The organism is Francisella sp. XLW-1 (genome assembly GCF_008711455.1).
GTDB lineage: Bacteria > Pseudomonadota > Gammaproteobacteria > Francisellales > Francisellaceae > Francisella > Francisella salimarina.
In genome coordinates this window covers 393,146-418,306 of record NZ_VXKP01000002.1, presented here as the reverse complement: position 1 = coordinate 418,306, position 25,161 = coordinate 393,146, and the positions used below count along the sequence as shown (strand labels likewise).

The window sequence follows — 25,161 nt, the reverse complement described above, 5'->3', positions numbered from 1 at the left end:
TAGAAAGTTTTTTACTGAGCTGTAAGATTTAATTTTTTACCTGCAACCCAAACTTTTCTGAGATGACTGATAACTTTTGGAGATAAGTTAGCTGGAAGATCTACTAATGTATGATCTTTTTGAATAGAAATATTACAAATATGCTTACTATCAATATTTCCCTCATTAGCTATTGCACCAACAATATTTCTAGGCTGAACATCATTATCGCGACCAACTTCAAGTTTATATGTCGTCAAATCAATATTTACAGCTCTACGAGGTTTTCTATCTGATCTTTCAAAACGGTTATTTCTATCACCGCGCTCACCTCTACGCTCAAATCTATCATTTCTACGACCATCTCTAGGATTATTTCTAGAATTCCTATCTCTTTGAGATCTGTCATCTCTAGCTTGAATTTCTCTTGGGAAAAACGACTTCTTACCTTGCGCTAATAAAGTAAGTACTGCTAGAAGTTCATCTGAATCTAACTCTAATTCATCGCGAATACCCGTGATAATTTCTTTGTATTTATCCAAAGACTTGTTTTTATCCAATGCTGAAGCGACTCTAGTTTTGAAGTGATCGATTCTACTTTGTGCTAAATCTTTGGCACTTGGCATAAATACTTCTTGCATCGGAGAGCCTGTAAATCTCTCTAAAGTACGCAAAAATCTCATTTCTTTTAGTGGAACTAGAGAGATAGATGTACCTTCACGACCTGCTCTACCTGTACGACCAATTCTATGTACATATGTATCTGTATCATTTGGCATATCATAATTAATCACATGACTAATACGCTCAAGGTCTATACCTCTGGCAACCACATCAGTAGCCACTAAGATATCAGATTTAGAACTTCTAAATTGATCAACAATATACTCTCTTTGAGATTGTTGCATATCACCATTTATCGCTGCGACTTTATAACCAAGAGCCTTTAGATTATCAGCTACTTCTATGGTACTTGTTTTAGTTTTAACAAATATAATAACTCCGTCAGTTTCTTCAACTTCAAGCAATCTATCTAAAGCATCTATCTTTCTAAAGCCTTTAATAACCATGAACTTCTGCGTCACAGTATTTGCTGTTTTTGTTTTTGCTTTTACTTGTATTTTACAAGGATTTCTTAGATATTCTTGGATAATATCCGCTATATCAGTAGGAATAGTCGCTGAGAAAAGCAATCTCTGACACTCATCTGATACATGACTTAGAACGTATCTAACATCATCGATAAAGCCCATTCTGAGCATTTCATCTGCTTCATCTAAAACTAATGCTCTTAAATTATCTAGTTGTAATGTACCTTTCTCGATGTGATCCATCACACGACCAGTAGTACCAACTACAACTTTCACTCCTTGCTTAAGTGCTCTTATTTGAGAACCATATTCTTGACCACCGTAGATACATGTAACATCTAGGTTTGGTATATTTTTAGCAAAAGCCTCAAACTGTTCTGCTACTTGTATTGCTAGTTCTCTTGTTGGAGCAAGTACTAATACTTGAGGAGCTCTATCTCGAGATTCCATATCCATATTGTTTATTAAAGGTAATGCAAAAGCTGCTGTTTTACCTGTACCCGTTTGTGCTTGACCAAGCACATCTCTACCCGATAAGATATATGGAATAGCATACTGTTGAATAGGTGTTGGATTTTCGTATCCTAATTTTATAACAGTGTCTATAATATCTTGATTCAGCCCAAGCTGACTAAAATCTTTTTTAGTTTCAGAATTCATTTTTGTCCGTAAATTTTTATATGAGAAATTTATTTAATAATTTGAAAATTTTGAGAAATTTAAAATTATCCGCGAGATGTAACTTCTAATAAATGATAACCAAATTGAGTTTGAACAGGACCGTGAACTTTGTGAAGTTCATCGTTGAATACAACTTTATCGAACTCGGGAACCATTTGACCTTGAGAAAAAGTACCTAAATCACCACCTCTAGCTCCTGATGGACATAAAGAATGTTTTTTGGCTGCTTCTTCAAAAGTTATTTTGCCTTCAGATATATCTTTTTTAATTTGTTGACACTCAGACTCTGATTGTACTAATAAATGTCTAGCTGAAGCTTTCATAATTATAGTTCCTTATTTTTTGATTTAACTATTAGTAATTACAAAGCTTAGGATACATTATTTGGTAGAAATATACAACTTTATTAAGAAGCGACTAATGCCCCAAGTCACGAAGCTTCTTACCTGAAATAAGATTATTTTCAATTTTTTCCAAGCTAGTACCCTTAGTTTCCGGTACAAACATTTTTAAGAAAAATATAGCTGCTAAACAAAATGCTGCATAAACTAGGAATATGATAACATCACCAAATGCTACTTTTGTCATAATAACATTTGAATTTGCAATCACAAATCCTGCAAAAGTCCAGTTAACAACTGTTGTAACTGTCATACCTATCTCTCTAGTTTTAATAGGGAAAATCTCAGAACAAAGAGTCCATGCAACCGGTCCCCATGAGCAAGCAAAACCAAAAATATATACCAAACAAGATATAAGCAATACATATTTGATAAAATCAGCTGGATCTTGAGTATGCTTAATGAAGTAAAAACATATAGCAGACACTATCAATGAAGACATCATCACAATAGCACCGACTGTTAACAACCTCTTTCTTCCCCATTTTTCGACCCATCTTATAGCTGGGAATGTAGATAAGAAGTTAACCAAATACACGGCAAGAGCTGCTACTAATACATTAAGTCCAACATCAGATAAAAAATGAGGTGCATAATAAATCATCATATTAATACCAACCAATTGTTGGAACATTTGAATAATTACACCAACGATTAATATTTTCCAGAAATATTTTTTAGTTAGACTCTCTACAACTGAACCATGATCCGTATTAAGAACTTTTTTGGTTTCAGCAATTTCTTTATCAATTTCATGAGTAGCCCTTAGTCTTGAAAGAACCTTATGAGCTTCACTGTCTCTACCTTTTGATAATAACCATCTTGGACTTTTAGGTAAGAAAAAACACCCAACAAACATTAAAAATGCGAAGAACGTAATAACACTAAACATCATAGTTAATGAAATTTCTTGATGCCCCAACCACATCACAATAATAATATTGGTCAGAGAAATCAAAAATATACCAAAAGTTATCATTAGCTGAAATAGTGTTGAAATTGCTCCTCTAATCTTAGTCGGCGCTGTTTCAGCAAGGTATAATGGAGTAGCAAATGATGCCAAGCCAACTCCAAAGCCGAGTAAAAATCTACATGAAGTTAATATATCAATAGGTGGCAAAAAAGATGAAATCAAAGCACCTACTAGGAAAGCAAATCCAGCAATCATTAATGTATTTTTTCTACCAAAGAATCTAGTAAAAAAGCCACTACAAATAGTACCTAAAATACCTCCTGTTGCTAATATAGCATTGAAGCTACCAGCAGCATTTGGGTCTAAACCATAAAGCTTATTGAGAGTGTCACCAGCATTACCAATAAACCCCTGATCTAAACCAAATAGCAACCCGCCTAATGCTGCTATTGCCGCTATCAAATAAACTATTCTTCTATATTCTTGATGAGCATCCATACTTCAACCTCACTAGTTACTCAATAATTTACAAATTAACTACCAATCTTAGCTAGACGTTTGCCAGCTCTTAGATTATTTTCAATTTCCTCTAGAGATACATCTTTTGTCTCTGGTACAAAAAACTTCACAAACAAAACGCAAATTATACAAGATATAGCAAATCCAAAGAATGTACTATCTGGATGAAATGTCAGCCAAGTTAATGCAAAGTTACCAATAATAGCATTACAAATCCAGTTACTCATAGTTGAAGCTGTAACACCGAAGTCTCTACCTTCAATAGGCTGAATCTCTGAACATAAAATCCAAATTACAGGCCCCATAGATATAGCAAACCCAAAAATGAACAATAAACAGAAAATTAGAGCAGTCCATTGTAGTGTTTGAGATAAAACCATTGGTTGGCCATATTCAAAGTGAGCTTTAAATATAAATCCTACTACAAGACATGATGTAATAAGTAAACTTAATCCAAAGTATAAAATAGGTTTACGTCCAAACTTATCAACATACTTAATAGCTAAGAACGTAGTCAACATATTCAGTAAACCAATTACTATTGTTGATGTTGAAGGATTAGTAAATCCTGCTAGTTTGAAAATATCTGTTGAATAATACATAAAAGCATTCATACCAGTAAACTGTTGAAATGCCTGTAAAGCAATACCTAGTAATAGTACCTTTATAAAAAACTTTTTCTTAAGTAGTGAAAAGACACTAACTCCTGTATGAGTTGTTTGCCTAATTTCCTCATGCTCTTCTAAAGCTTCAGCTTCACTTGATCTTATCTTTTTAAGAACTAATGCTGCTTCTTGATTATTGCCCTTTAAAACTAGCCATCTTGGGCTTCTTGGTAACGTCAAACACCCAAAAAACATTATCACAGATGGAACTGCTAATACAGTTAACATTATTCTCCATGAACCAGTACTTTCTAATGCGGAATTTGTCAAGAAAACCAAAAATAAGCCAATAGTAATCATTAACTGATACAAAGCTATAAGCGCTCCCCTAAACTCTTTTGGAGCAATTTCAGATAAATATAATGGAGCTATAAATGAAGCTATACCTACTGCTATACCCAAAACAAATCTTGATGAAATAAAGACTTCATAATTTGGAGCTAAAATACCCACGATTGTAAATATAGAGAATATAGCAGCTGCAATTAATAAAACTTTTCTACGTCCATAGAGCTTTGACAAAAATCCACTACATAACGCTCCACAAGCAGCACCTAGCAACAACACACTAGATACATGACCACTCTCAGCAACACTTAAATCAAATGTCTGGGATATAAAATGTAATGAACCATTGACATACCCAATATCCATACCAAAAAGTAAACCAGCAAGTGCTGCTATTATAGCCACACGAATGACTACAAAATTTATTTTTTTCTCACTCTGCATACAAACTTCCTACATTAATTTTTACTAAACACTCCAATTACTCATGATATACTATACTCAAAATACAAAACAACATTTTTTTAATTATAAATGAAGATTTCAGCTACAATCTCACAACTAAAATCCTCCCATCGTCGTAAAAATATTTTGACTAACGAATGGGTATTAGTATCGCCTCACAGATTAAATAGACCTTGGCAAGGTCAATCAGAAGAAACACAAAAAAACACCCTTCCTGACTATGATGATAAATGTTATCTTTGTCCAACTAATACTCGAGCAAATGGAGAAGTAAATCCTGACTTCAAAGAAACTTTTGTATTTGAGAATGATTTCTCAGCACTTTCTAAAGAAAAGATAGACCCTAAACTTGAGATAAATGACGATTTATTTCAATTAAGTGGTGCTACAGGTATTGCTAAGGTTGTTTGTTTTTCTGCTAAACATAATCTGACAATGGCATCAATGCAAGAAGAAGATATAACTAAAGTTGTAGATTTATGGGCAGCCGAAGTTAGTGAACTCAGTAAAAAATATCAGTGGGTGCAAGTTTTTGAAAATAAAGGTTCAATTATGGGTTGCTCAAATCCTCATCCGCATGGACAAATTTGGGCTTGTGACTTCTTACCCACAGAGGCTCAAAAAGAGTATAAATCGCAACAACAATACTTTGAGAAAAACAAGTCTAATATGCTGTTAGACTATGCTAATAGAGAAATAAATGAAAAAGACCGAATTGTTTATCAAAATGATGACTGGTTAATCGTTGTACCATTTTGGGCAACATGGCCCTATGAAACATTATTGCTACCAAAATTCAAATGCGCTCATATTAATCATCTGAATAATTTGCAAAGAAGATCACTTGCCAATGCTCTTAAAACATTATTAGTAAAATACGATAAGCTATTTGATACTTCATTCCCATATTCAATGGGCTGGCACGGTTCAATAAATGCTATAGAATCTGATTACTGGCAGCTTCATGCACATTTCTATCCGCCATTATTGCGTTCAGCAACAGTTAAGAAATTTATGGTTGGTTTTGAAATGCTTGGAGAATCGCAAAGAGATATTACTCCAGAGCTAGCAGCACAAGTATTAAGAGAGCTATAATTATGATGGACTGTATCAAAGATAATCTAATCAATCGTTTCGTTAAACTTTATGGTAGAACTCCCCAAGTTTTTTTCTCTCCTGGCAGAGTAAATTTAATTGGAGAACATACTGATTATAATAGTGGTTATGTAATGCCATTTGCAATCAACAAAGGCACTTTTATATCTATAGCAACAAGAAGTGATAATGTTGTAAATGTCTATAGTGAAAATCTTGATGACTCAACTTCTTTTAATATCAATGAAATAAAACAAGAAGTATCAAACACATGGCAAAACTATATAAAAGGCGTTATAAATATAATTAAATTAGATTTCCATAACGATATCAAAGGTGCGGATATTTACATCTTTAGTGATTTACCTTTTGGAGCTGGTCTTTCATCATCTGCTTCTTTAAATACTGCATTAGCTTATGCTTATAATGAAATCTATAAACTAAACATCTCTAAACTTGAGCTTGCAGAAATTGCTCAAAAAGTCGAGCATGAATATATTGGTACAAAATGTGGAATTATGGATCAGATGGCTTGTTTATTTTCAGAGCAGAATGCTGCAACAATGATTGATTGTAATGATAATCATTGTAACAACATACCTTTTGAACTTGACAATCTATCGGTACTTATTTGTGATACAAATATCAAACATAATCTAGCAGACTCTGCCTATAATGAACGTCGTCAAGTTTGTGAAGATATAGCTAGATTTAATAATATAAAATCACTGCGTGAGCTAGATATACAAAAATTAGAGCATACTAAAGCTAATTTTAAGAACGAAGACTATAAACTGGCATTGCATGTCTACACAGAAAATCAAAGAGTAATAGATGCTACTAATGCAATGATAAGTAAAGATTGGAATGATTTAGGTAACCTAATGTACCAATCTCATAACTCTTTAAAAAATGATTATAAAGTTAGTTGTAATGAACTTGATTACTTAGTCGAGCTATCTCAAAGTTTTGCTGGAGTTTATGGAGCTAGAATGACGGGCGGCGGTTTTGGAGGCTCAACTATACACCTTCTGCCGACTAAACTTTTGAAGGATTATACTAACTACTTAGAAAAAAACTATTTTGAAAAATTTAATATAAAGCCTACTTTTTATATTTCAAAAGCTTGTCAAGGCACACATATAATATGTGGTAAAAATAACTGATATTCTATGAAGTTCTAGAATGACTATTCTTGGTAAATTATTAGAGTCAAAATTGACTACATTTTATTATAAGATTCAGATATTTTTTTATACTATCATAGCTTTGATCACATCACACTTTTCTTTTGCTTCAGAACCTCTCCATGATGAGGATATACTTGATAAAAAAAGCTATTACAACGTATATAACTTTGATGATATAAATAGTAAAGATTTCGAACCCGCACCATTTGTAGGAGTTAGTGGAGGATGGGGGCAAGCTACGGCTGGATCTCCCAGTGGTATAGTATTTACGACTGTTGGATATAGATTTACAGAATCCTTTGGTGCTGAATTTGGCTATGCTGCTGCCATATCTAAGCAGTATTCTACTATACATTAGTCAATAATAACTATATGGGCATCTTAAAATACTATTATAAAATAAATAATTACTTAAATTTAAGTGCTGGTGTGAATTATATTTATGTCAGAAATTTTAACAATACATCTGTAAATATCGTTACAACAGGCTTAATATATTCATTTCTATAAAGTTTAGTAGCTTATTAACCAATAGCTTTTATTTTTTAGCTAATATTTTCTCAATCGGCTGATAGTATTTTGAATCTTTAACAAGTATGTAACCAGTTTCACTATTAGAATCTGTAAGATAGGCATGTTCAAATATATTTGATTTTGTAAGTGGCTCATTTTTTGCATTAGCTATACCAAAATAGTAATTATAAATAACTCCTCTAGGATGTTCTTTTGATAATTCAACTTTAGTTTTGGAACCACCTTTATCTTTCAGCTCTTGAGAACTTAAAGAAGTTACGTGAATATAAAGCCCTTGTATATTGTTACTATCTGTCAAATAACGTAAATAAGAATCAAGATTATAGCCAAACTCTATTGCTTTTGTCATACTCATAGGATTTTTAGGTTGGTTATAAATATCTATAACAATACTTTTAACTTTAAGTTGGCCTTTATATTTAGCAAACCATTCTTCTGCACTTAATAGCCAATTATTGTCTTGATTAAATATTTCATAAGTACGTTTATTTTTATAAGACAATCTTTCAAGATCACGATAGTTTTCTGATGAGTTATAGCTTATTTTTAAATGAAGACTTATAGTATCTAAGCTATAGTAATTTTTTATAAAGTTACTTTCTATATACTTTTTGATTTTCGGCATTAGTATATTCTCACCACAATTATCACTATTCACGTTGTACTTCCCGTCTATGCTAGGCACAGTAGGGTTAGCATTCACAAGACTATTATCAAGTTGATTAGCCACAAATACAGTACATTCATTTACTTTTTTACTAGATAACCAGCCTGTATCAACATACTCTCCCAAAACTACAGATAATCCTCGATCATAAGTTCTCTCAACTTTATATTGTCTATTATATTTTTTTTCAGCATAGCTTTGGGCCATGTCTTTGATTTGACCACCTGTAGTAAGGGCAAAACTATAACAAAACTGTATAGGGATAAATAAAACTGAAACTGTTATTAATATCTTGTTTAATTTCATAGAAATTCAAGCCATTTAAAATAAAAAATTATTTACTTAATATTATAACTAATTAATAATTTAAATGTTAACTGAAATAAATAGTATATGATGATTAATCAAGATTAATCTAACTAGAATATATTTTTGACTTTTTCTAATAAGTTATTTTTTTCTTGTTCAGTATATGCTTTAGACTGAATATTACCCCAAACTGGAGCTGGCCATACAGGGTCATTTTCAAAACGTCCTACTACATGAATATGCATTTGCTTAACTACATTACCTATAGTAGCTACATTTAGTTTGTCTGTATTATATTCTTTAACTACAAAGCTAGATAGTTTATTAATAATCTTATTAATATTATACTGCTGTGAATCATCAAGTTGATACCACTCTGTTCTATCTGTAAACGGTACAACTATAAACCAAGGCACTATTGAGTTATTCATTAGCAAAACTTTACAGTCTAAGTGTTCATAAATTTCAAATGTATCTGCCTCTAAACGAGAATCTAGTTTAAACATCAAACAGTTTCCTTACTTTTTCTAAATCTTGAAGCGTGTCAACACCAGCAGGAGTTGGTTTAGCTGATTGCTCAACAGCAATTTTATAACCATTATATAACACTCTTAGTTGCTCAAGAGCTTCATATTTTTCGATTGGTGATATTTCAAGTTCCGCATAGTGCTTCAAAAAACCAACTCTATAAGTATATATACCAATATGTCTAAAAAACTCAGATATACTAACTTGATGATTCTCTGAAAAACCTCTTTCAAAAGGGATTGAGGCTCTGCTGAAATATAAAGCATAATTATTTTTATCAAAAACAACTTTGACATTATTTGGATTATATATGTCTTCAGGTTCAGTAATTCTCTCACACAATGTCGAGACAACTGCTTGTGGCTTTTCGATTAATAATTGCGCTGCTTGCTCGATATTTTCAATTGGAATCAAAGGTTCATCACCCTGTACATTGACAACAATATCTTCATCAGCAAAACCTAGCTTAGTAACTGCCTCAGCTATCCTATCTGTACCAGATTCATGATCGTCTCTTGTTAAGATTACTTTTGCACCAAATTTTTCTGCAACTTCTTTTATTTCTTCTGAGTCTGTAGCTATGATTATGCTCTTAAATTTTGATTTAGCTACCTGTTCATATACTCTTTGAATCATTGGCTTACCAGCGATATCTGCAAGCATCTTGCCAGGTAGACGTGTTGACTTAAGTCTAGCAGGAATTACAACATGAATATTAGCCATATTTTTTTACCTCTTCTAGCGTTAGTTTTTTGGCTTCTTCAACTAACATTACTGGAATATTCTCACGAATTGGATAGGCTAATTTGTCAGCCTTACAAATTAAAAGCTGATTTTCTTTGTCATAATGCAAGCTTGAGTTACAAACTGGACAAACCAACACATTTAAAACCGAATGATCCACTATTTCACCTCTATTATAAATTCATATTTATCTGCTACTTGTTCTGCTTTGACAAGTATATAATCATTTACTTTACACCATGCTGGAATATCATGCATAGTCCCCGGATCTGTACAAACTACTTTTAGTTGTTCCCCTGACTGCATAGCTTTCAAAGCATTTTGTGTTTTGATAACTGGCATTGGGCAAAGAAGTCTTTCTAAATTTAATTGTTGCATTATATATACCACTCTTTTTTAATCTCATCAGCAGGCATTGGCTTAACTACAACTTCCTTACTAGTACCATCAAGATAGTTAAACACCATTGTTACGCTTTCAGCATTTTTGCCCTGAGTAAATCTGCCTAAAATTTGTGCCGTAAACTCTTCATCAGCCTTGTCAAAGTCGCCATCAATAAGAATTAAAGGACCCTGATGGGATGAGCAGTAAACATGTATAAATTGATTTTTATAGCCATTTAAATAATTATTCTCACCTTCTTCGCGACCGACTATAAGTTTATACTCAGGTTTATAACGAATATGCCTGCCTACTTTAAGAAGCATAATATCATCAAATTCATACTCTTTTGAGTTACGCGCCTGCCATAAATCAACTAGTTTATCAGAGTATTGTTTATCAGTAAGAAAACAACATCCTCCAGCAGGAGATGCATAATCTTCTATACCCCACTCACGCGCCATTCTCATTTGATCTTTTCTACCTCTACCAGTTATTCCCATTAGCTTAGATCTATCAACCCAACCTTCTCTTTCAGGTTTTGTTTCTGGCAAGTTTTTAGCACTTAGCGGCCTAAGTAATAAATCATCTACACCCGATTGTTTTTGAACAACTGGCATTGTACTTTTACGCTGTGACATTGGTCTTTGACCTATTACTTCACCTGTAATTATAAAATCGAAGCCATTTTCCTTTGCCCATTCTTTTGCTTTACGCACCATAAAAATCTTACAATCTAGACATGGATTCATATTCGCACCATAGCCATATTTAGGGTTTAGTAAGACATCTTTGTACTCTTCAATCACATCAATAATATGTAACTTAATCCCTAACTGCTCAGCAACCCATAGTGAATTGTTACGTTTTTGTTTTTCTTTATCTTGCTTACGAATTGCATGAGTATGTCCCTCAACACAAAAACCAGTAAAAAAATTTATACCTTCTACATGTATACCCTGCTCTAGCATCAGCTTTGTTGCAAGCATCGAATCAAGACCACCAGAGATTAGTGATACTGCTTTAACTTGTTTCTTTTCCATTATTATTTTTGTCTAATTAAATCAAATATTAAATATTTGTAATAATTTTAACATATCGATATTTTATAACTATAGTTTTGTGAGATTTGTATTTCTATTTAAGACTGTTTAGTTTTCTGACTATAAGACCGGGCCGCATAATACCCAATTATTGATCCTAGCATTGATCCAGCAATTAAATCACTAGCAAAGTGGAAGTATTGTAACAATTGTGTAACCACGACTAAAAATGCCAACAATGCCCAAAGCCATCTATATTTTGGAAATAAAATCCACATACTTACACTAAATGAAAATATAAATGTAGCATGACCAGATGGAAAAGAGTTGTTAATATTATCGAATGAAAACCAATTGAACCCATATAAATCATTTCTAATCAAAGAAGGATTATTCTTAAAAGTTTCCGTCCAATATCTACCAAAAATACCCTTTAAAATATCTTTGATAAATTGCCCAATTATAATTGCATTAGCTACTAGCAAGAATTTTGTATCAATATCTACTACTTTTTTGAGTATAAGCTTAATGAAATAGTATACATAAAATACAAATACCAAAACTTTTATAAATGAAATAATATCATCTGAGAAAAACTTCATAATCGTGTATTGTCGAGAATTATGCTCATATAGAAACCAAACAATTTGTCTATCGACAAAGTAGTAACAAAAGAGTATTGAAAATATTCCTAAAATAATTAGTAGCAAACCTTTTTTATTCATTTTCTTAATTTGATAGTTTTTAAAATGCGAATATTCTACGCCATTATGTTGCTGATGTTTAGTATTTTTTTAATGAAAGCACTCCCATATTTCCTGAGCCAATTTTTTACTAATTCCTTTAACCTTTGCTATTTCATCAACAGATGCTCTAGACAGCTCTTGCCAGCCTCCAAAATACATTATCAAAGCTTTACGGCGCTTCGGTCCAACGCCTTCTATTTCTTCAATAATTGATGATTGTCTATTTGCACTTACTTTTTTACGCTGACCTTTAATCGCATGATCATGAGCAGAGTCCCTAACTTGTCGTAATAATAAAAACCCTAGATTGTGTTCATCTAGTGTATATTCGGTATCATCAAAACCTTTGTAGATTTTTTCTTTACCACTTATACGCTCAATACCTTTACCTAAACTTACAAGTTGGACTTTATCTTGAATTCCAAACTCTCTAAAAACGGCTTCTGCTTGATGAATCTGCCCTTTACCACCATCTATTATCATAACATCAGGGAGGTTGTCAGCTTCTAAACCTGAACTAACTCGACGCGATACTGCCTGATGAATTGCTGCATAATCATCTCCGGCTTTAATATCCTTGATATTGTATCTGCGATGAGATTTGCGGTCCTCACCTTCATCTGTATATACAACACATGATGCTATGGTTGCCTCACCTTGAAAGTGCGAAATATCAAAACACTCAATACGCTTAATATTTTTTTCTAACTCAAGAAATTCTTTGAGTGATTCTAAGCGTTTTTGATACTGAGATTTTGAACTTGTGTAGATGTTTAACTTTTGTCGTGCATTTACCTCAGCTAATTTCAACCATTTGAGATTGTCAGCAGCTGGTGCAACTATCCAATTTATGGCTTGACCAATTTTTTGAGAGATACTATTCATAAGATCAGTAATATCAGCAAACTCAACTTTTGATATGATTATATTTTTTGGCCAAATATTACGAATTTCATCACCTAAATAAAAATGTGATAAGAATGCATGCATTATTGAAGTTTTATCCTGGCCTTTGGCATCGATACTCCAATGTCTATCTGCGACAACATCACCATTTTGAATTTGTAATAAGGCTATACTTGCATAGCTATCTTGCATATAGATACCGATTACATCAAATGTTTTATCTTCTTGGATATCTACTATTTGCTGCTGTTGTAATTTGCGTAATATCACTAACTGGTCGCGATAAACTTGAGCCTTTTCATACTCCATATCTTCAGAAGCCTGATACATTTTAGCTGAAATGTCTTCTAAAACACTACTAAACTTCCCCGCTAAAAACTTCTTCAAAATAGCTAACTGTTCATCATATTGCTCTTGAGAGACCAAGCCTACACATGGTGCTAGACAGCGTTTAATTTGATATTGCAAACATGGTCTAACCCTAGACTTATAGTATGAGTTTTCACACTGCCGGATTGGAAAGATTTTTTGGATGATATTTAGAGTATTCTTAACTGATGATATAGATACATAAGGTCCAAAACATTGACCTTTTTTATATGCTGATTTACCACGATAAAAAGATACTCTAGGAAATTTATCACGAGAAATTACTAGATATGGATAACTTTTATCATCTTTAAATAGAATATTATATTTAGGACGATGTTGCTTAATGAGATTGTTTTCTAACAAATATGCTTCATAGTCACTAGGAGTAATAGTTATCTCAATTCGAGCTACTTGCTCTACCATCATTAGAGTTTTACTATCTTTCGCACCTTTAGAAAAATAACTATTTACCCGATTTTTGAGATTTTTTGCTTTACCGACATAGATTATCTCTCCGTGCTTATCAAGCATACGATAAACACCAGAGTGTGTAGTCAAGTTAGCCAAGAAACTTTTTAAATCAAAATCTTTAGAATTATCAGCAATCATCTAATTTTATTAAACAATAAATCTATGAAAATGATAACATATACCTAGTTTAATCTACTACTTATTAATAAATACAAACTAATGTATGAAATATATCCTTTTATAACTGATAGAATATGGATTATTGAATATCCAATTAAGTATTCGGGGATAAAATTTAGCTCCCGAACAACACTAGTAAAGCTAAAAGATGATTCCATACTAATACACTCTCCATGTAAGATTGATAATAGTTTAAAGAATAGGATTTTAAAGATTGGCGACGTTAGCTGTATAATAGCTCCTGGAAACTTCCATCATTTACATGTCAAATCTGCACAAGATGCTTTTCCTAAGGCTAAAACTTATATCTGCGAAGGTGTGGATAAGAAACAGCCTGGTCTAAAATATGATAAGATACTTACTGATGAGCCTATCTCGGAAGAGTTACTACAGCAACCCATTCTGGGTAATAAAATTATGAACGAGGTTGCTTTTCTTCATAAAGACACCAAAACTCTAATATTAGTAGATGTTATTGAAAATATAGGTAGTAATACAAACAATATAGGCTGGGGTATAAAGATATGGTGGCTAATTCTTAGAATGTGGAACAAAGCTAAACCTGCTCCAGAATATCAAATAGGTTGGAGTGATAAAGAACTTGCAGCTCACTCTTTACAGGAAATTCTAGATTGGGATTTTGATAAAATAATTCTCGCTCACGGAGATTTAATCACCCAAAATGCTAAACAAATAGCCACCCATGCATGGCGTAAACCTCTCAACAAATTAAAAAAATGATAATAGATACAAATAAAAAATTAGAGAATATTGTACAAACTCTCAAAAATACTAAAGAAATAGCTGTTGATACTGAATTTTACTGGATGCGTACATATTACCCAGAGCTTTGTCTTGTACAAATAGCTACTGAAAATGAAATCTTCTTGATAGACACTCTAGAAGATCTTGATTTTAGTAAACTTAAAGATATTTTTGAGGATACTAATATCCAAAAAATAATCCACTCGGCAACAAATGATATCCCAATTATAAAAAGATTTTTTGATTGCGAAGTTAATAATATTTTTGATACTCAGCTTGCGGCTTCATTTTTAGGTACTCAATCACAAATATCTCTCAAGGCTCTACTCAAAGATGTACTTGATATTGAAATGGAGAAAGAATCTCAGTTTTCAGACTGGCGTAAAAGGCCGCTTTCTCAAAAGCAGTTTGACTATGCTCTAAAAGATGTTGAGCATCTTATAGAAATCAAATACCATCTTGAATCAAAACTTAATCGAACTGATTATAAGCAATACTTCCATGAAGAACTATTAGAGATACAAAAAACAGAGTTTAACACTGTTGATAACATCCATAATAAAATTGGTAATATACAAAAGTTTAATGAAAAAACTCAAAAAAACGCCATATTGGTAGCTCAATGGCGTGAATCTATCGCTCAACAAAAAAATATTCCAGTTAGATTTATTTTTGATAATAAAATTCTCTATGCAATAGCTCATAAAAATCCTAAGTCTTTAAACTCATTTGATACTGAAGAACTAAAAAAACTTAAGCCTTGGATCAAAAAAAGCATAATAACAGTTATAAACTCTAAACAGAATCTAGAGCATATAAACTTAGAGCAAAAATCTAGAGCTAAAATATCCACCGAGATAAATGACAAAATAACTATTTTTTTTGATAATGAAACAAGAAACTTCAAATTCGATGCTTCATTAATAGCATCAAGAAAAGATATTCGCTCAGTAGCATACAATCTTAGTATCGATCCCAATTACTCAAATAATAAGCTATTAGTTGGTTGGAGATATGAAATAGTTGGTAAAAAATTAAAAGAGTATATACTTGATACCATAAAATAATATATGACATTTTCTCTGCTATCTAATTATGAAAAATATAACTCGAGATTCTAAATTATTCCCTATAGTACTGGCTTTGTTTGCTGCCCTTCCACCACTAGCTGTCAACACTTATGCTCCTGCTATTCCACTGATAGCTAATGACTTTGGTGTTAGCAATAGTACAGTTCTTACAACCTTTGCAACATATTTTATTGGCTTTTCATTCGGTATGCTTTTTTGGGGAGCTATCTCTGATAAATATGGCCGTAAAAAGATTATTATCATTGGTAGCGTAATCTATATCATAAGTACTGTCCTATGTTCATATAGTTATAACTTCAAAATGCTTGAAATAATGCGTTTGATACAAGGATTATCTGACTCAGTAGGTGCTGTAATAGCCTTCTCAATAGCTCGTGATTGTTACAAAGGTGCTAAACTTACAAACCTTGTAGCATCAATAATAATAATATTGTTAATAGCTCCAATAGTAGCTCCAATAATTGGTACTATTCTTACAAATTTAACTCATACTTGGCAAAGTACATTTCACTTTTTAACTATATATGGTGTAGTTATGCTTCTATGTGCTTTTCTAATTGAAGAAACCCTAGAGCATAAAGATAGAAAGTCTAGTATTCTAAAATTAATACCAAGCTACTTTCAACATTTAACTAATCCACGCTTTATGCTTGCTACAGTTGCAAGTGGTACTATTTTTGCAGCTCTTTTTATCTATATTTCATCATCAGCTTTAATTTACCTAGGTAGCTATGCAACAGGATCTTTATGGTATTGTATATATTATGGTTTATGCTGTGTTGCTGCTATATTTGCAAATTACTTGATAAAAAGACACTCAAGCAAAGTTCAACAACTTAAATTTTTATACTATAGTGTCGCACTTATAACTATAAGCTGTATTATTTCAATTATCTTTAATAGCCTAAATCTTGATAATGCCTTTTTTTATACATTAATAATGTTTGTTTTATGTGGAAATGTAGCCTTTAGCTCAACTCTTATTTATTCATTTGCAATTGATCAAATTGACCATAGTTTTGGCACAGCTAACTCGATTGTTAACTTTATCAAAAATATGATTGCGGCAAGCGGAAGTTATTTTATAAGTTTCTATCACGGTAGAGATTTAGTGATAGCATCTCCAATTTTTCAATTTATCTTTGCATTAGCAACAGTTATACTGCTTTTTGGAATTTATAAACTAAATAAAAAGTATTCATAAATTCGTTATTATAATTAATAAATCAGAATAAAAATTCTTTTAATAAATGATTTTTTCTTATAACTTATACTAATCAATTATCCCAGGAACTCATTATGATTTTAGCCATATTTGATTTTGATGGAACGATTTGTGATACAAAAGATAGTATCTTAAATATTACAGACTTGACATACAAGTCACTAAATAAAAATATATCCAAGGATCTTATTAAGGATACTTTAAAACTAGGATGCTCACTGGAAAAGACTTTTTCAAAAATAAATGCAAGTCTGAACTTAAATTTCGACATAGATTTCTTAGTTAAGATCTATAGAAACTTATATAATAATAATGGATATAAATATATAAACGTTTACGAAGGTATTACTGCACTTCTAGATTTTCTCAAAAAGAAAGACGTTACTATTTTAGTTCTAAGTAATAAAGGAAGTGAATCAATAGAAAAGATTCTTAAGTACAATAAGATTGATAGATATATTGATGAAGTTATTGGTGCTGATTCTTGTAAGTATAATAAACCTAACCCAAAGCTGTTTTCAGAAGTTATTAGTGCTAAATATCCTAACATTGAAAAAGAAAAAACATATATTATTGGTGACACTTTAACAGATATCAAGTTTGCCAAGAATTGTAGTTTAAAATCTTGTTTTGTAAGTTATGGATATGGAGATACTAACGAGTGCATTCAATTACAGCCTGATATAGTCATCCACAACCCTAAAGAATTATTTAAAATAAAAGGTCTGTTTTAGCAATTTGACCATCTAATATTTGTAAATATACCTTTTATCTTCTTGAGGTAAAATTATACACTAAACCTCTACAGAATGAGTCTTTTCTAACAGATATTCTTTCTTAACTACTTGTAGGGCTTTCTCATTGGTCGACTCAAGTACTACTTCTGGAGCTACTCCATTTTGATATGCTTCTAGCCATCTCAATGCACACAAGCACCATTTATCTCCTGCTTTAAGCCCAGGAAAATCAAACAAAAGATTAGGCGTAGACAAATCATTACCTCTTGATGCTGTATACTCCAAAAATTCTTCTGTCATAATAGCACAAACAACGTGTAAGCCATGATCATGATTATCAGTGCGACAAAAGCCATCTCTATAAAACCCAGTCTTAGGCTCTAAACAACATGGCTTCAATATACCACCTAAAACATTTTTTTGTTCTGACATATTTTTTAAAAAAAGATTGTTTTATTAAACATAATAAAACAGAAAAGTGATGAAATAAATATATTAAAGATTAAAGTTTTGAAATATCAGCTACACCAATAAACATCTTATGAATAGTTGCAAGTAATGCAATTCGATTATCTCTGACACTGGCATCATCATCCATAACCATTACATTTTCAAAGAACTCACTAATGACTTTATCAAGACAAGTTAGAAGCTCTAAAGCATAGCCATAGTCTCTATTGTCTAAATACTTATCAAGATCAGCACTTATTTCTTCGATACTATAAGCAAGTGCTAGCTCATACTCATTACCTATCGATTTAGCTAACTCAATATCATAAAAATCCTTATTCTCATCGGAAGCGTTCTTATTAAGAATATTAGCAACACGCTTATTTGATGCTATAAGGCTCTGCGCTTTATCTGAAGATAGAAAGCTAGTTACAGCCAATATTCTAGCTGCAAAATCCTTGATTGAATCATATTTTGTATTAATCACTGACTCAAAGATATTTACAGCAACACCTTCATCTTTATATAGATTTTTTAGTCTATCTAGACAGAATGATATAACTTCTGCTTTCATATCAGATCTAAACTCTAAGTTATTAACTTCTTTATAGCTATCTAATGCAATTTCGATAATCTTTTCTAAAGCTATATCAATATTTGTATCTCTTAGAATACGTAGAATACCAATTGCAGATCTTCTTAGAGCAAATGGATCTTTGTTTCCTGTTGGTTTTTGACCAATTCCAAATATCCCAACTAGAGTATCTAACTTTTCCGCCAATGCAACACAAGCTGCGACATCAGTTTTTGGTAATTCTGCACCAGAGTATTTTGGCCAATACTGTTGTTCTATAGCATCAGCGACAATACCTGCCTCACCATGCGCTTTTGCATAATACTTACCTATGATACCTTGTAGATCAGTAAACTCAAATACCATATCAGATATCAAATCAGCCTTAGCTAATAAACCAGCTCTGTAAGCTTGTTGGCTATCTACATTATTCAAATCTGCTAATTTCTGTGCTGTATTAGCAATTCTTTGAGCTTTTTGATACATATTTCCAAGTTTATTTTGGAATGTAACATTTTCTAATCTAGGTAATAACTGTTCTAAAGATTTCTTCAGATCTGTATCATAGAAAAATGCCGCATCAGCTAATCTTGCGTTCATAACTTTTTGATTACCAGATGTTACAAGCTCAGGCTTCTTACTCTCAATATTTGAGATTGTAATAAAGTTTGCAACAAGATTATTATCGCAATCTAATAATGCAAAACACTTTTGATGCTCCTCCATTGAGGATATCAACGCCTCTTGCGGTACTCTCAAGAAATCATTATTAAAACTACATAGCATAGCATTTGGATACTCTACAATAGCACAAACCTCTTCAACAAGATCATCATCCAAAACTACTTTATAGTTATTTTCTTTAGCTATCTTTTGGGCTTGTTCAATTAGCATCTGCTTGCGTTGCTCCCAATCGACAAGAACTTTAGCTTCAGCTAATACTCCCTCATATTCAGAAATCTCATTGATAGATATTGCATCAGGATGATGAAACCTATGCCCATAAGTAACATTAGAAGCCTTATGTCCTAGAATTTCAATATCAACAGCTTCTCTACCGTATAATGCCAAGACCCAATGCACAGGTCTCACAAATTCAACTACCGAATCACCCCAACGCATCATTTTTGGAATTGGTAGCTGTTTAAGCGCTTTTGCAATGATTTCTTGCAATAAGGAAATAGTTGGCTGACCAGACTGTGTAGTTTTATAATAAAGTTTGTCACCCTTTGGTGTTTCGATTCTATCTAACTGATCAAGCTCTACACCACAAGAATTTGCAAATCCCAAAGCTACTTTTGTTGGTTCACCATCTTTATACGCAATATTTACTAAAGGTCCTTGTTTTTCAATAACTATATCATCTTGAAACTCTGCTAAATTTTTAATTACAAAAGATAACCTTCTTGGTGACGCAAACCACTTAGTTTTACCAAAACTAACTTTTGCCTCTTGTAATTGGTTACTTACACTGTTTAACAGTGACTGTGCTAAATTTCGCAATGCTTTTGGAGGTAATTCTTCTGTACCTAATTCAAATAAAAAATCTTTTGTAACTTTGCTCATTTACAAACCCTATAGATAAATGTTTACTTTATTAATACTCTCTAGATGCTGGAAAGTATAATTATTATGAATATTGGGCTATATTATAACTTAATAACCCAAAGAATTTAACTAAACATCTATGTTTATTGATACGCATTGTCACTTAGATTTTACTATTTTTGATAAAACACGAACTACACTATTACAAAACTGTGATGAATTAGGTATTACTCACTTTATAAACCCTGCTACTCAAAGAAATAATTGGGACAATCTAATTCAACTTAATCATCAATATAATAATATATCTATTTGTTTTGGCTTACATCCAGTATTTATTAATAATCATAGTATCTCTGACTTAAATGCTTTAGAGGAATATAGCAATAAACACTCAACTAAAATAATTGGGGAAATTGGTCTAGATAAAAGATTTGAAAACTTTGATAAACAGATAGAATTTTTCTCAGCGCAAATAGCTATTGCTAAAAATCTCAATAAACAAGTAATTATTCATGCTGTAAAATCTCATAGTGAGGTACTACAAATCATTAAAGATTTAAAATTTACTAATGGTGGCATTATTCACGCTTTTAACGCAAATGATTTTATCGCACAACAGTATATAGATCTTGGTTTTAAATTAGGCATTGGAGGAATTATCTCTCATCCACAATCAAAACTTAAACAAACTCTACAAAAAGTTAATCCTAAAAATATTGTTTTAGAAACAGACTCACCTGACATGAGACTTTATAATAGTCATGAAGATATTAACACTCCAGAAAATATACCTACAATTTTTGAATTGCTTAAGGATATTTATCAACTAAATCCTGATATACTAAAACAACAAATTTATAATAACAGCTTAGAATTTATCTAAAAAATGTATATAGCCAACTTACGCTTACAAAACTTTAGAAATATTCCTTTTAAGAGTTTTGATTTTAAAAATAGTATAAACTTTATAGTTGGCAAAAATGGTTCTGGTAAAACATCTATACTTGAGTCGATATATTTTCTCTCACATAGTAGATCATTTCGCAGCTCACAGCTCAATCGCATAATTAATCATGATTGCGATGAGTTTATAGTATACACTAAAGCCTATAACCAAGATGAAGTAATCATCTCACTATCACGCAAGAAAAATAGTAATAATATTTCAAAACTAAACTCAGAAATTCAAAAAAATCACACTGAGATAACTCGAGTTTTACCTATCCAATTAATGAATCCTGAAAGCTTCAACATTATAAATTCAGGTGCTCAACAAAGATGTAAAGTACTCGACTGGGGAGCTTTTTATCTTGATAAAACATTTTTAAAAATATGGCAACAAACCAAATTTTTAGTAAAGCAAAGAAACTCAGCTCTCAAACAAAACTATCCTAAAACTTATATTAACGGAATAGATAAAAAATTATGTGAATTTGCAGATATATTGGATAAAAAAAGACATACTTATTTCTCAAAATTAAAACCAAAGATCTATGAAATTCTATCGCAGTTTAACCCAAATTTGAAACTGGACATAGATTACTTCCGCGGTTGGAATTCACACAAAAGTCTAACACAGGTTTTAGAGGAGTCATTTGAATCTGATAATAGATACAATGTAACTAATCATGGACCTCATAAGGCAGATATAGTCCTAACTACAAATCATAAGCCAATACAGGATATCTTCTCCCGTGGTCAACAAAAACTACTAATTTGTGCAATCAAACTAGCACAAGGAGAAATTCATAACCTAGAAAATGAAAATAAATGTATTTATCTAATAGATGATATAACATCTGAACTTGATAATATTCACACACAGACACTATTTAACTATCTAAAAAAGCTAAAATCACAGGTTTTCATTACCACAACCGAAAAAAATAAAATTAATGACTTTCTTGACTTAGATAGTCATATTATCGAAATATAGAATAATGCTTAGAATAATACTCTCACTGTTTCTACCAATACTAGTTTTTGCCAATAATCCAGTATGTGATGGTAATGCTTATGAAATTAACCAATGCCTCAAGACTCAAATGCAAACGTATGACAAAAAACTATATTCTCTTAAAGGATCTAACATCAAAGATTTTAAAGGATACCGTGATAATATCTGCTCAGATATTAGCTCAGCATATAATGGAGGAACTTACGCTTCTATTAAATATGGAAACTGTATAATTTCTCTTGATAGGTGGTTTTTAGAAGAGATGCAGCGATAAGTGCTTTCTAACTTGCACACCCGTATCCTAAACTAGAATCTATATTAGAAAAAGCAGCTCCTCCTGATGACTGAGTACATAGTACAGTATTAGGATAACTTGGGTTTCCACATGTATTAGATAAGCTTCCCGGTGATCTAAATTTAACCCTTGATAATCCTGCCGAAGAACAAGCAGACCCCATAGCACTCCAACCTTTAAAGTCAGATGGTTCTAGATCTTTGACTGCCTCAACGAAGTTCTTTGCAGCTTCAGCTATGAAGCTATCAGAAGAGGAGGAGTATCTCTCTGCAATATTATTAACTATCTGATCAGGATCACCCTGACCCATAATTGAATCTTCAGGAACTTCAACAGATGGATAAAAAGCAAACATTTTATTACCTTCTGAATCCTCACCAACATAAATACCGCTATCTTCATCATTTACTTGAACTTGACTAGCATTCAAAAGACCTATTTGACTAAAATAGCTATCTCTTTCAGAGTGTGCTGATTCGTTTTCGCCTATAGGATTTGTAACTCCGGGCACCATATTTATAGGAATGTTTCCAGCGCTTTTTACAACTTCTAGATTTGTAGCATTCAATAATAAAATACTAAAAAAAATACTCCAAAAAATAATTATTACTTTTTTTATACTCATTATCTGTCTCCTAATTTTAAATTTACTCTACTATAGATAGGTTATACTGGTAATATGGATCTGTAATATCAGGTATTAAAGTTGGTTCAACATGTACTTCAATATATGCATTTTGAGCATCTACTTTTTCCTTACATACTTCTACAACACTACCTTTATTTACTTCAACACACCCCCAAAGCTCAGAATCATCATCAGGAAACTCGCCGTTTACGTTTGCATAATGAGTCATTTCATCAATATAGCTTCTAGCTGTCATATCAGTACCTGAAAGCTTTGCTCTAACTTGATAATTTAAATATAACGGCAGCGCTGCAGCAGCTATAATAGCGAAAATAGCTACCACTATCATTAGCTCTGTTATTGAGAAACCTCTATTATTCATACAACCAATACAGATAAATGAAAAACGCACTAAGGATAACCATTATTAATCCACGAATATATAGAAAAAAATAATAGCATCTATTAAAAATTGATTAGTAAAACTTTATTTTCATGAATAATTACTGTTTAAAAATCTTTATCTATTCGTTAATTTAACCCAATAATATATAATTAACTTTATTATTAACTGATCTATGAATTTTCAATTGTGCTAAAAAAAATCATAGGCTTTATAAGCCTAGCTTTCATGCTCGTAGGTTGTAAAGACACCTACAAAAACAATCAATGGAGTAAATTCCATAGAGATTCGGCTACTAGTTCTAATCTACACTCAAGGCTTGTTGAAGTTCATAATCGTGAAAGTATCGGATTTAAGTATTCACCATACGGTGCGGATTTTAAGAATAAATTATAACTTAAGCTCTTTTACTAACTGCAACATTTGTCATATACACACCCAAGAATACTACTCCCCCAAAAAGTAGTGATAAGATCGAAATTGTTTCTCCGTATAAAACAAAACCAATCAAAATAACTAAGAATGGCATAGTATTTTGAAAAACTGCCGTCTTATAAACCCCAATTTCTTCAAGAGCTCTTAAGTACCATAAATAAGCTAATACCGTTGCAAATGCAGCTATGTATAACATACTCACCCAGAACTTAATGTCTGTATTAGCAAGTTGAGAAAAATCAGATTTAAATAAACTTACAACAGCAAACATTATCATGCCAACTATAGCTCCATAAGTATTGATTGTAATCATATCAACACCTTCTCTTACACAACATTTACCGAATATTGCATAAGCTGAGAAACAAACAACTGCTAATATACTTAATACTTCTCCGAGATTCATATTTACGCTAGTTGAACATTGTGAGGCACCACTAGAAAACATAACAACACCAATTGTACCTAACAAAGCAACTAAGATACCTATTTTTGCTTGTTGATTAACTCTCATATTGAACATATAGCTTGACAGTATAGTTATTAAACATGGACTAAAAGCATATATAATCGCAACAATATTTCCTGATATAAGTTTCTCAGCCCATAAGAATGTTATGTTGTACAAGAACACTCCAAAGAACCCTACAGCTATAACATAAAGCCATTGTCTAAGATTTAAGCGTGGAAATAATGTTTTGGTAAAAATATAATGCACTACAAGAAAAATCAAAGACGCCATAATGTAACGAATAAGACCAACCATATATATATCGACATACTCTAATGGAATAGGTGCTATATGATATAAGCTAGCCCAAAAAACCAAGGCTAAGAATATTTTGACATACCCTTGAAATAAAGAAGAGCTCATGAGTTTTA

28 protein-coding genes are annotated in these 25,161 nt (G+C 31.9%); 11 read left to right on the top strand and 17 right to left on the bottom strand.

All coding sequences use genetic code 11. The annotated features are described in order from the left end of the window. Positions 1–11 precede the first annotated feature (11 nt). From F3D59_RS04545 to F3D59_RS04530, 4 genes are all read right to left on the bottom strand, one after another. Complete coding sequence (locus F3D59_RS04545; protein ID WP_150463962.1) at positions 12–1,730, bottom strand: DEAD/DEAH box helicase; 1,719 nt, start codon at positions 1,728–1,730, stop codon at positions 12–14. A 65-nt stretch (positions 1,731–1,795) separates the two neighbouring features. Continuing rightward, a complete protein-coding gene (locus F3D59_RS04540) occupies positions 1,796–2,074 on the bottom strand; it encodes a peptidylprolyl isomerase (RefSeq protein WP_013923244.1) in 279 nt (92 codons plus the stop codon). Between the two features lie 94 nt (positions 2,075–2,168). Then, on the bottom strand, positions 2,169–3,563 hold the full coding sequence (locus F3D59_RS04535; RefSeq protein WP_150463961.1) for a sugar porter family MFS transporter: 1,395 nt from the start codon (positions 3,561–3,563) through the stop codon (positions 2,169–2,171). A 35-nt stretch (positions 3,564–3,598) separates the two neighbouring features. Beyond that, positions 3,599–4,981 carry a sugar porter family MFS transporter gene (locus F3D59_RS04530; RefSeq protein WP_150463960.1) on the bottom strand — a complete coding sequence of 461 codons (1,383 nt, stop codon included), beginning with the start codon at positions 4,979–4,981 and terminating at the stop codon, positions 3,599–3,601. A gap of 90 nt (positions 4,982–5,071) precedes the next feature. Between F3D59_RS04530 and F3D59_RS04525 the strand changes: the two genes are divergently transcribed. The 3 genes from F3D59_RS04525 to F3D59_RS10095 are packed head-to-tail and all read left to right on the top strand — an operon-like array spanning position 5,072 to position 7,645. Beyond that, entirely contained in the window at positions 5,072–6,097 is a 1,026-nt protein-coding gene (locus F3D59_RS04525; protein WP_150463959.1) for a UDP-glucose--hexose-1-phosphate uridylyltransferase, read from the top strand. Between the two features lie 2 nt (positions 6,098–6,099). Beyond that, on the top strand, positions 6,100–7,263 hold the full coding sequence (locus F3D59_RS04520; protein WP_150463958.1) for a galactokinase: 1,164 nt from the start codon (positions 6,100–6,102) through the stop codon (positions 7,261–7,263). A 52-nt stretch (positions 7,264–7,315) separates the two neighbouring features. Next, positions 7,316–7,645, top strand: a complete 330-nt coding sequence (locus F3D59_RS10095) for a hypothetical protein (protein WP_224721152.1) — start codon at positions 7,316–7,318, stop codon at positions 7,643–7,645. A 180-nt stretch (positions 7,646–7,825) separates the two neighbouring features. Here the strand turns inward: F3D59_RS10095 and F3D59_RS04510 are convergent, their stop codons facing one another. The 8 genes from F3D59_RS04510 to uvrC form a co-directional block, all read right to left on the bottom strand. Then, the gene (locus F3D59_RS04510; RefSeq protein WP_150463957.1) at positions 7,826–8,794 is read right to left on the bottom strand and encodes a hypothetical protein; all 969 of its coding nucleotides are present in this window, start codon (positions 8,792–8,794) and stop codon (positions 7,826–7,828) included. A gap of 113 nt (positions 8,795–8,907) precedes the next feature. Continuing rightward, positions 8,908–9,303 carry an HIT domain-containing protein gene (locus F3D59_RS04505; protein ID WP_013923251.1) on the bottom strand — a complete coding sequence of 132 codons (396 nt, stop codon included), beginning with the start codon at positions 9,301–9,303 and terminating at the stop codon, positions 8,908–8,910. Then, positions 9,296–10,048: a 3-deoxy-manno-octulosonate cytidylyltransferase gene (kdsB, locus tag F3D59_RS04500; RefSeq protein WP_150463956.1), complete on the bottom strand. Its 753-nt coding sequence runs from the start codon at positions 10,046–10,048 to the stop codon at positions 9,296–9,298. The genes F3D59_RS04505 and kdsB overlap by 8 nt, the downstream gene beginning before the upstream one ends. Beyond that, on the bottom strand, positions 10,041–10,229 hold the full coding sequence (locus tag F3D59_RS04495; RefSeq protein WP_013923253.1) for a Trm112 family protein: 189 nt from the start codon (positions 10,227–10,229) through the stop codon (positions 10,041–10,043). Before F3D59_RS04495 ends, kdsB begins: the two co-directional genes overlap by 8 nt. Further along, complete coding sequence (locus F3D59_RS04490; protein WP_042518577.1) at positions 10,229–10,447, bottom strand: sulfurtransferase TusA family protein; 219 nt, start codon at positions 10,445–10,447, stop codon at positions 10,229–10,231. Before F3D59_RS04490 ends, F3D59_RS04495 begins: the two co-directional genes overlap by 1 nt. Continuing rightward, positions 10,447–11,493, bottom strand: coding sequence for a tRNA (5-methylaminomethyl-2-thiouridylate)-methyltransferase (locus F3D59_RS04485; RefSeq protein ID WP_150463955.1), 1,047 nt, complete (start codon positions 11,491–11,493; stop codon positions 10,447–10,449). The genes F3D59_RS04490 and F3D59_RS04485 overlap by 1 nt, the downstream gene beginning before the upstream one ends. Positions 11,494–11,591: 98 nt before the next feature. After that, on the bottom strand, positions 11,592–12,218 hold the full coding sequence (locus tag F3D59_RS04480) for a phosphatase PAP2 family protein (RefSeq protein ID WP_150463954.1): 627 nt from the start codon (positions 12,216–12,218) through the stop codon (positions 11,592–11,594). Between the two features lie 69 nt (positions 12,219–12,287). Beyond that, positions 12,288–14,126 (bottom strand): excinuclease ABC subunit UvrC, encoded by a 1,839-nt coding sequence (gene uvrC / locus F3D59_RS04475; protein WP_150463953.1) that lies wholly within the window; start codon positions 14,124–14,126, stop codon positions 12,288–12,290. Between the two features lie 81 nt (positions 14,127–14,207). On the opposite strand from uvrC, the gene F3D59_RS04470 reads away from it, so the two are divergent. The 4 genes from F3D59_RS04470 (at position 14,208) to F3D59_RS04455 (ending at position 17,983) form a co-directional block, all read left to right on the top strand. Further along, positions 14,208–14,909, top strand: a complete 702-nt coding sequence (locus F3D59_RS04470; RefSeq protein WP_150463952.1) for a hypothetical protein — start codon at positions 14,208–14,210, stop codon at positions 14,907–14,909. Next, positions 14,906–16,000 (top strand): ribonuclease D, encoded by a 1,095-nt coding sequence (locus F3D59_RS04465; protein ID WP_150463951.1) that lies wholly within the window; start codon positions 14,906–14,908, stop codon positions 15,998–16,000. Before F3D59_RS04470 ends, F3D59_RS04465 begins: the two co-directional genes overlap by 4 nt. Positions 16,001–16,028: 28 nt before the next feature. Then, positions 16,029–17,228, top strand: a complete 1,200-nt coding sequence (locus F3D59_RS04460; protein WP_150463950.1) for a multidrug effflux MFS transporter — start codon at positions 16,029–16,031, stop codon at positions 17,226–17,228. 95 nt (positions 17,229–17,323) lie between these two features. Continuing rightward, positions 17,324–17,983 carry an HAD family hydrolase gene (locus tag F3D59_RS04455; protein WP_150463949.1) on the top strand — a complete coding sequence of 220 codons (660 nt, stop codon included), beginning with the start codon at positions 17,324–17,326 and terminating at the stop codon, positions 17,981–17,983. A gap of 60 nt (positions 17,984–18,043) precedes the next feature. Here the strand turns inward: F3D59_RS04455 and F3D59_RS04450 are convergent, their stop codons facing one another. After that, positions 18,044–18,418, bottom strand: coding sequence for a DUF2237 family protein (locus tag F3D59_RS04450; RefSeq protein WP_150463948.1), 375 nt, complete (start codon positions 18,416–18,418; stop codon positions 18,044–18,046). A 70-nt stretch (positions 18,419–18,488) separates the two neighbouring features. Further along, positions 18,489–20,576, bottom strand: a complete 2,088-nt coding sequence (gene glyS, locus F3D59_RS04445) for a glycine--tRNA ligase subunit beta (protein WP_150463947.1) — start codon at positions 20,574–20,576, stop codon at positions 18,489–18,491. A gap of 121 nt (positions 20,577–20,697) precedes the next feature. On the opposite strand from glyS, the gene F3D59_RS04440 reads away from it, so the two are divergent. Genes F3D59_RS04440 through F3D59_RS04430 form a run of 3 tightly spaced genes read left to right on the top strand, consistent with a single transcriptional unit; the run spans position 20,698 to position 22,792 of the window. After that, positions 20,698–21,444, top strand: coding sequence for a TatD family hydrolase (locus F3D59_RS04440; protein WP_150463946.1), 747 nt, complete (start codon positions 20,698–20,700; stop codon positions 21,442–21,444). Positions 21,445–21,447: 3 nt separating this feature from the next. Continuing rightward, positions 21,448–22,497, top strand: a complete 1,050-nt coding sequence (gene recF / locus F3D59_RS04435; protein ID WP_150463945.1) for a DNA replication/repair protein RecF — start codon at positions 21,448–21,450, stop codon at positions 22,495–22,497. Positions 22,498–22,501: 4 nt separating this feature from the next. Next, on the top strand, positions 22,502–22,792 hold the full coding sequence (locus tag F3D59_RS04430) for a DUF1311 domain-containing protein (protein ID WP_150463944.1): 291 nt from the start codon (positions 22,502–22,504) through the stop codon (positions 22,790–22,792). A 7-nt stretch (positions 22,793–22,799) separates the two neighbouring features. Here the strand turns inward: F3D59_RS04430 and F3D59_RS04425 are convergent, their stop codons facing one another. Continuing rightward, a complete protein-coding gene (locus tag F3D59_RS04425) occupies positions 22,800–23,438 on the bottom strand; it encodes a hypothetical protein (protein ID WP_150463943.1) in 639 nt (212 codons plus the stop codon). 22 nt (positions 23,439–23,460) lie between these two features. Then, positions 23,461–23,823 carry a prepilin-type N-terminal cleavage/methylation domain-containing protein gene (locus tag F3D59_RS04420; protein WP_191092433.1) on the bottom strand — a complete coding sequence of 121 codons (363 nt, stop codon included), beginning with the start codon at positions 23,821–23,823 and terminating at the stop codon, positions 23,461–23,463. A gap of 210 nt (positions 23,824–24,033) precedes the next feature. On the opposite strand from F3D59_RS04420, the gene F3D59_RS04415 reads away from it, so the two are divergent. After that, a complete protein-coding gene (locus F3D59_RS04415; RefSeq protein ID WP_150463941.1) occupies positions 24,034–24,240 on the top strand; it encodes a hypothetical protein in 207 nt (68 codons plus the stop codon). Between the two features lies 1 nt (position 24,241). Here F3D59_RS04415 and F3D59_RS04410 read toward each other — a convergent pair whose 3' ends face one another. Beyond that, entirely contained in the window at positions 24,242–25,153 is a 912-nt protein-coding gene (locus F3D59_RS04410; protein WP_150463940.1) for a DMT family transporter, read from the bottom strand. Positions 25,154–25,161: the final 8 nt, after the last annotated feature.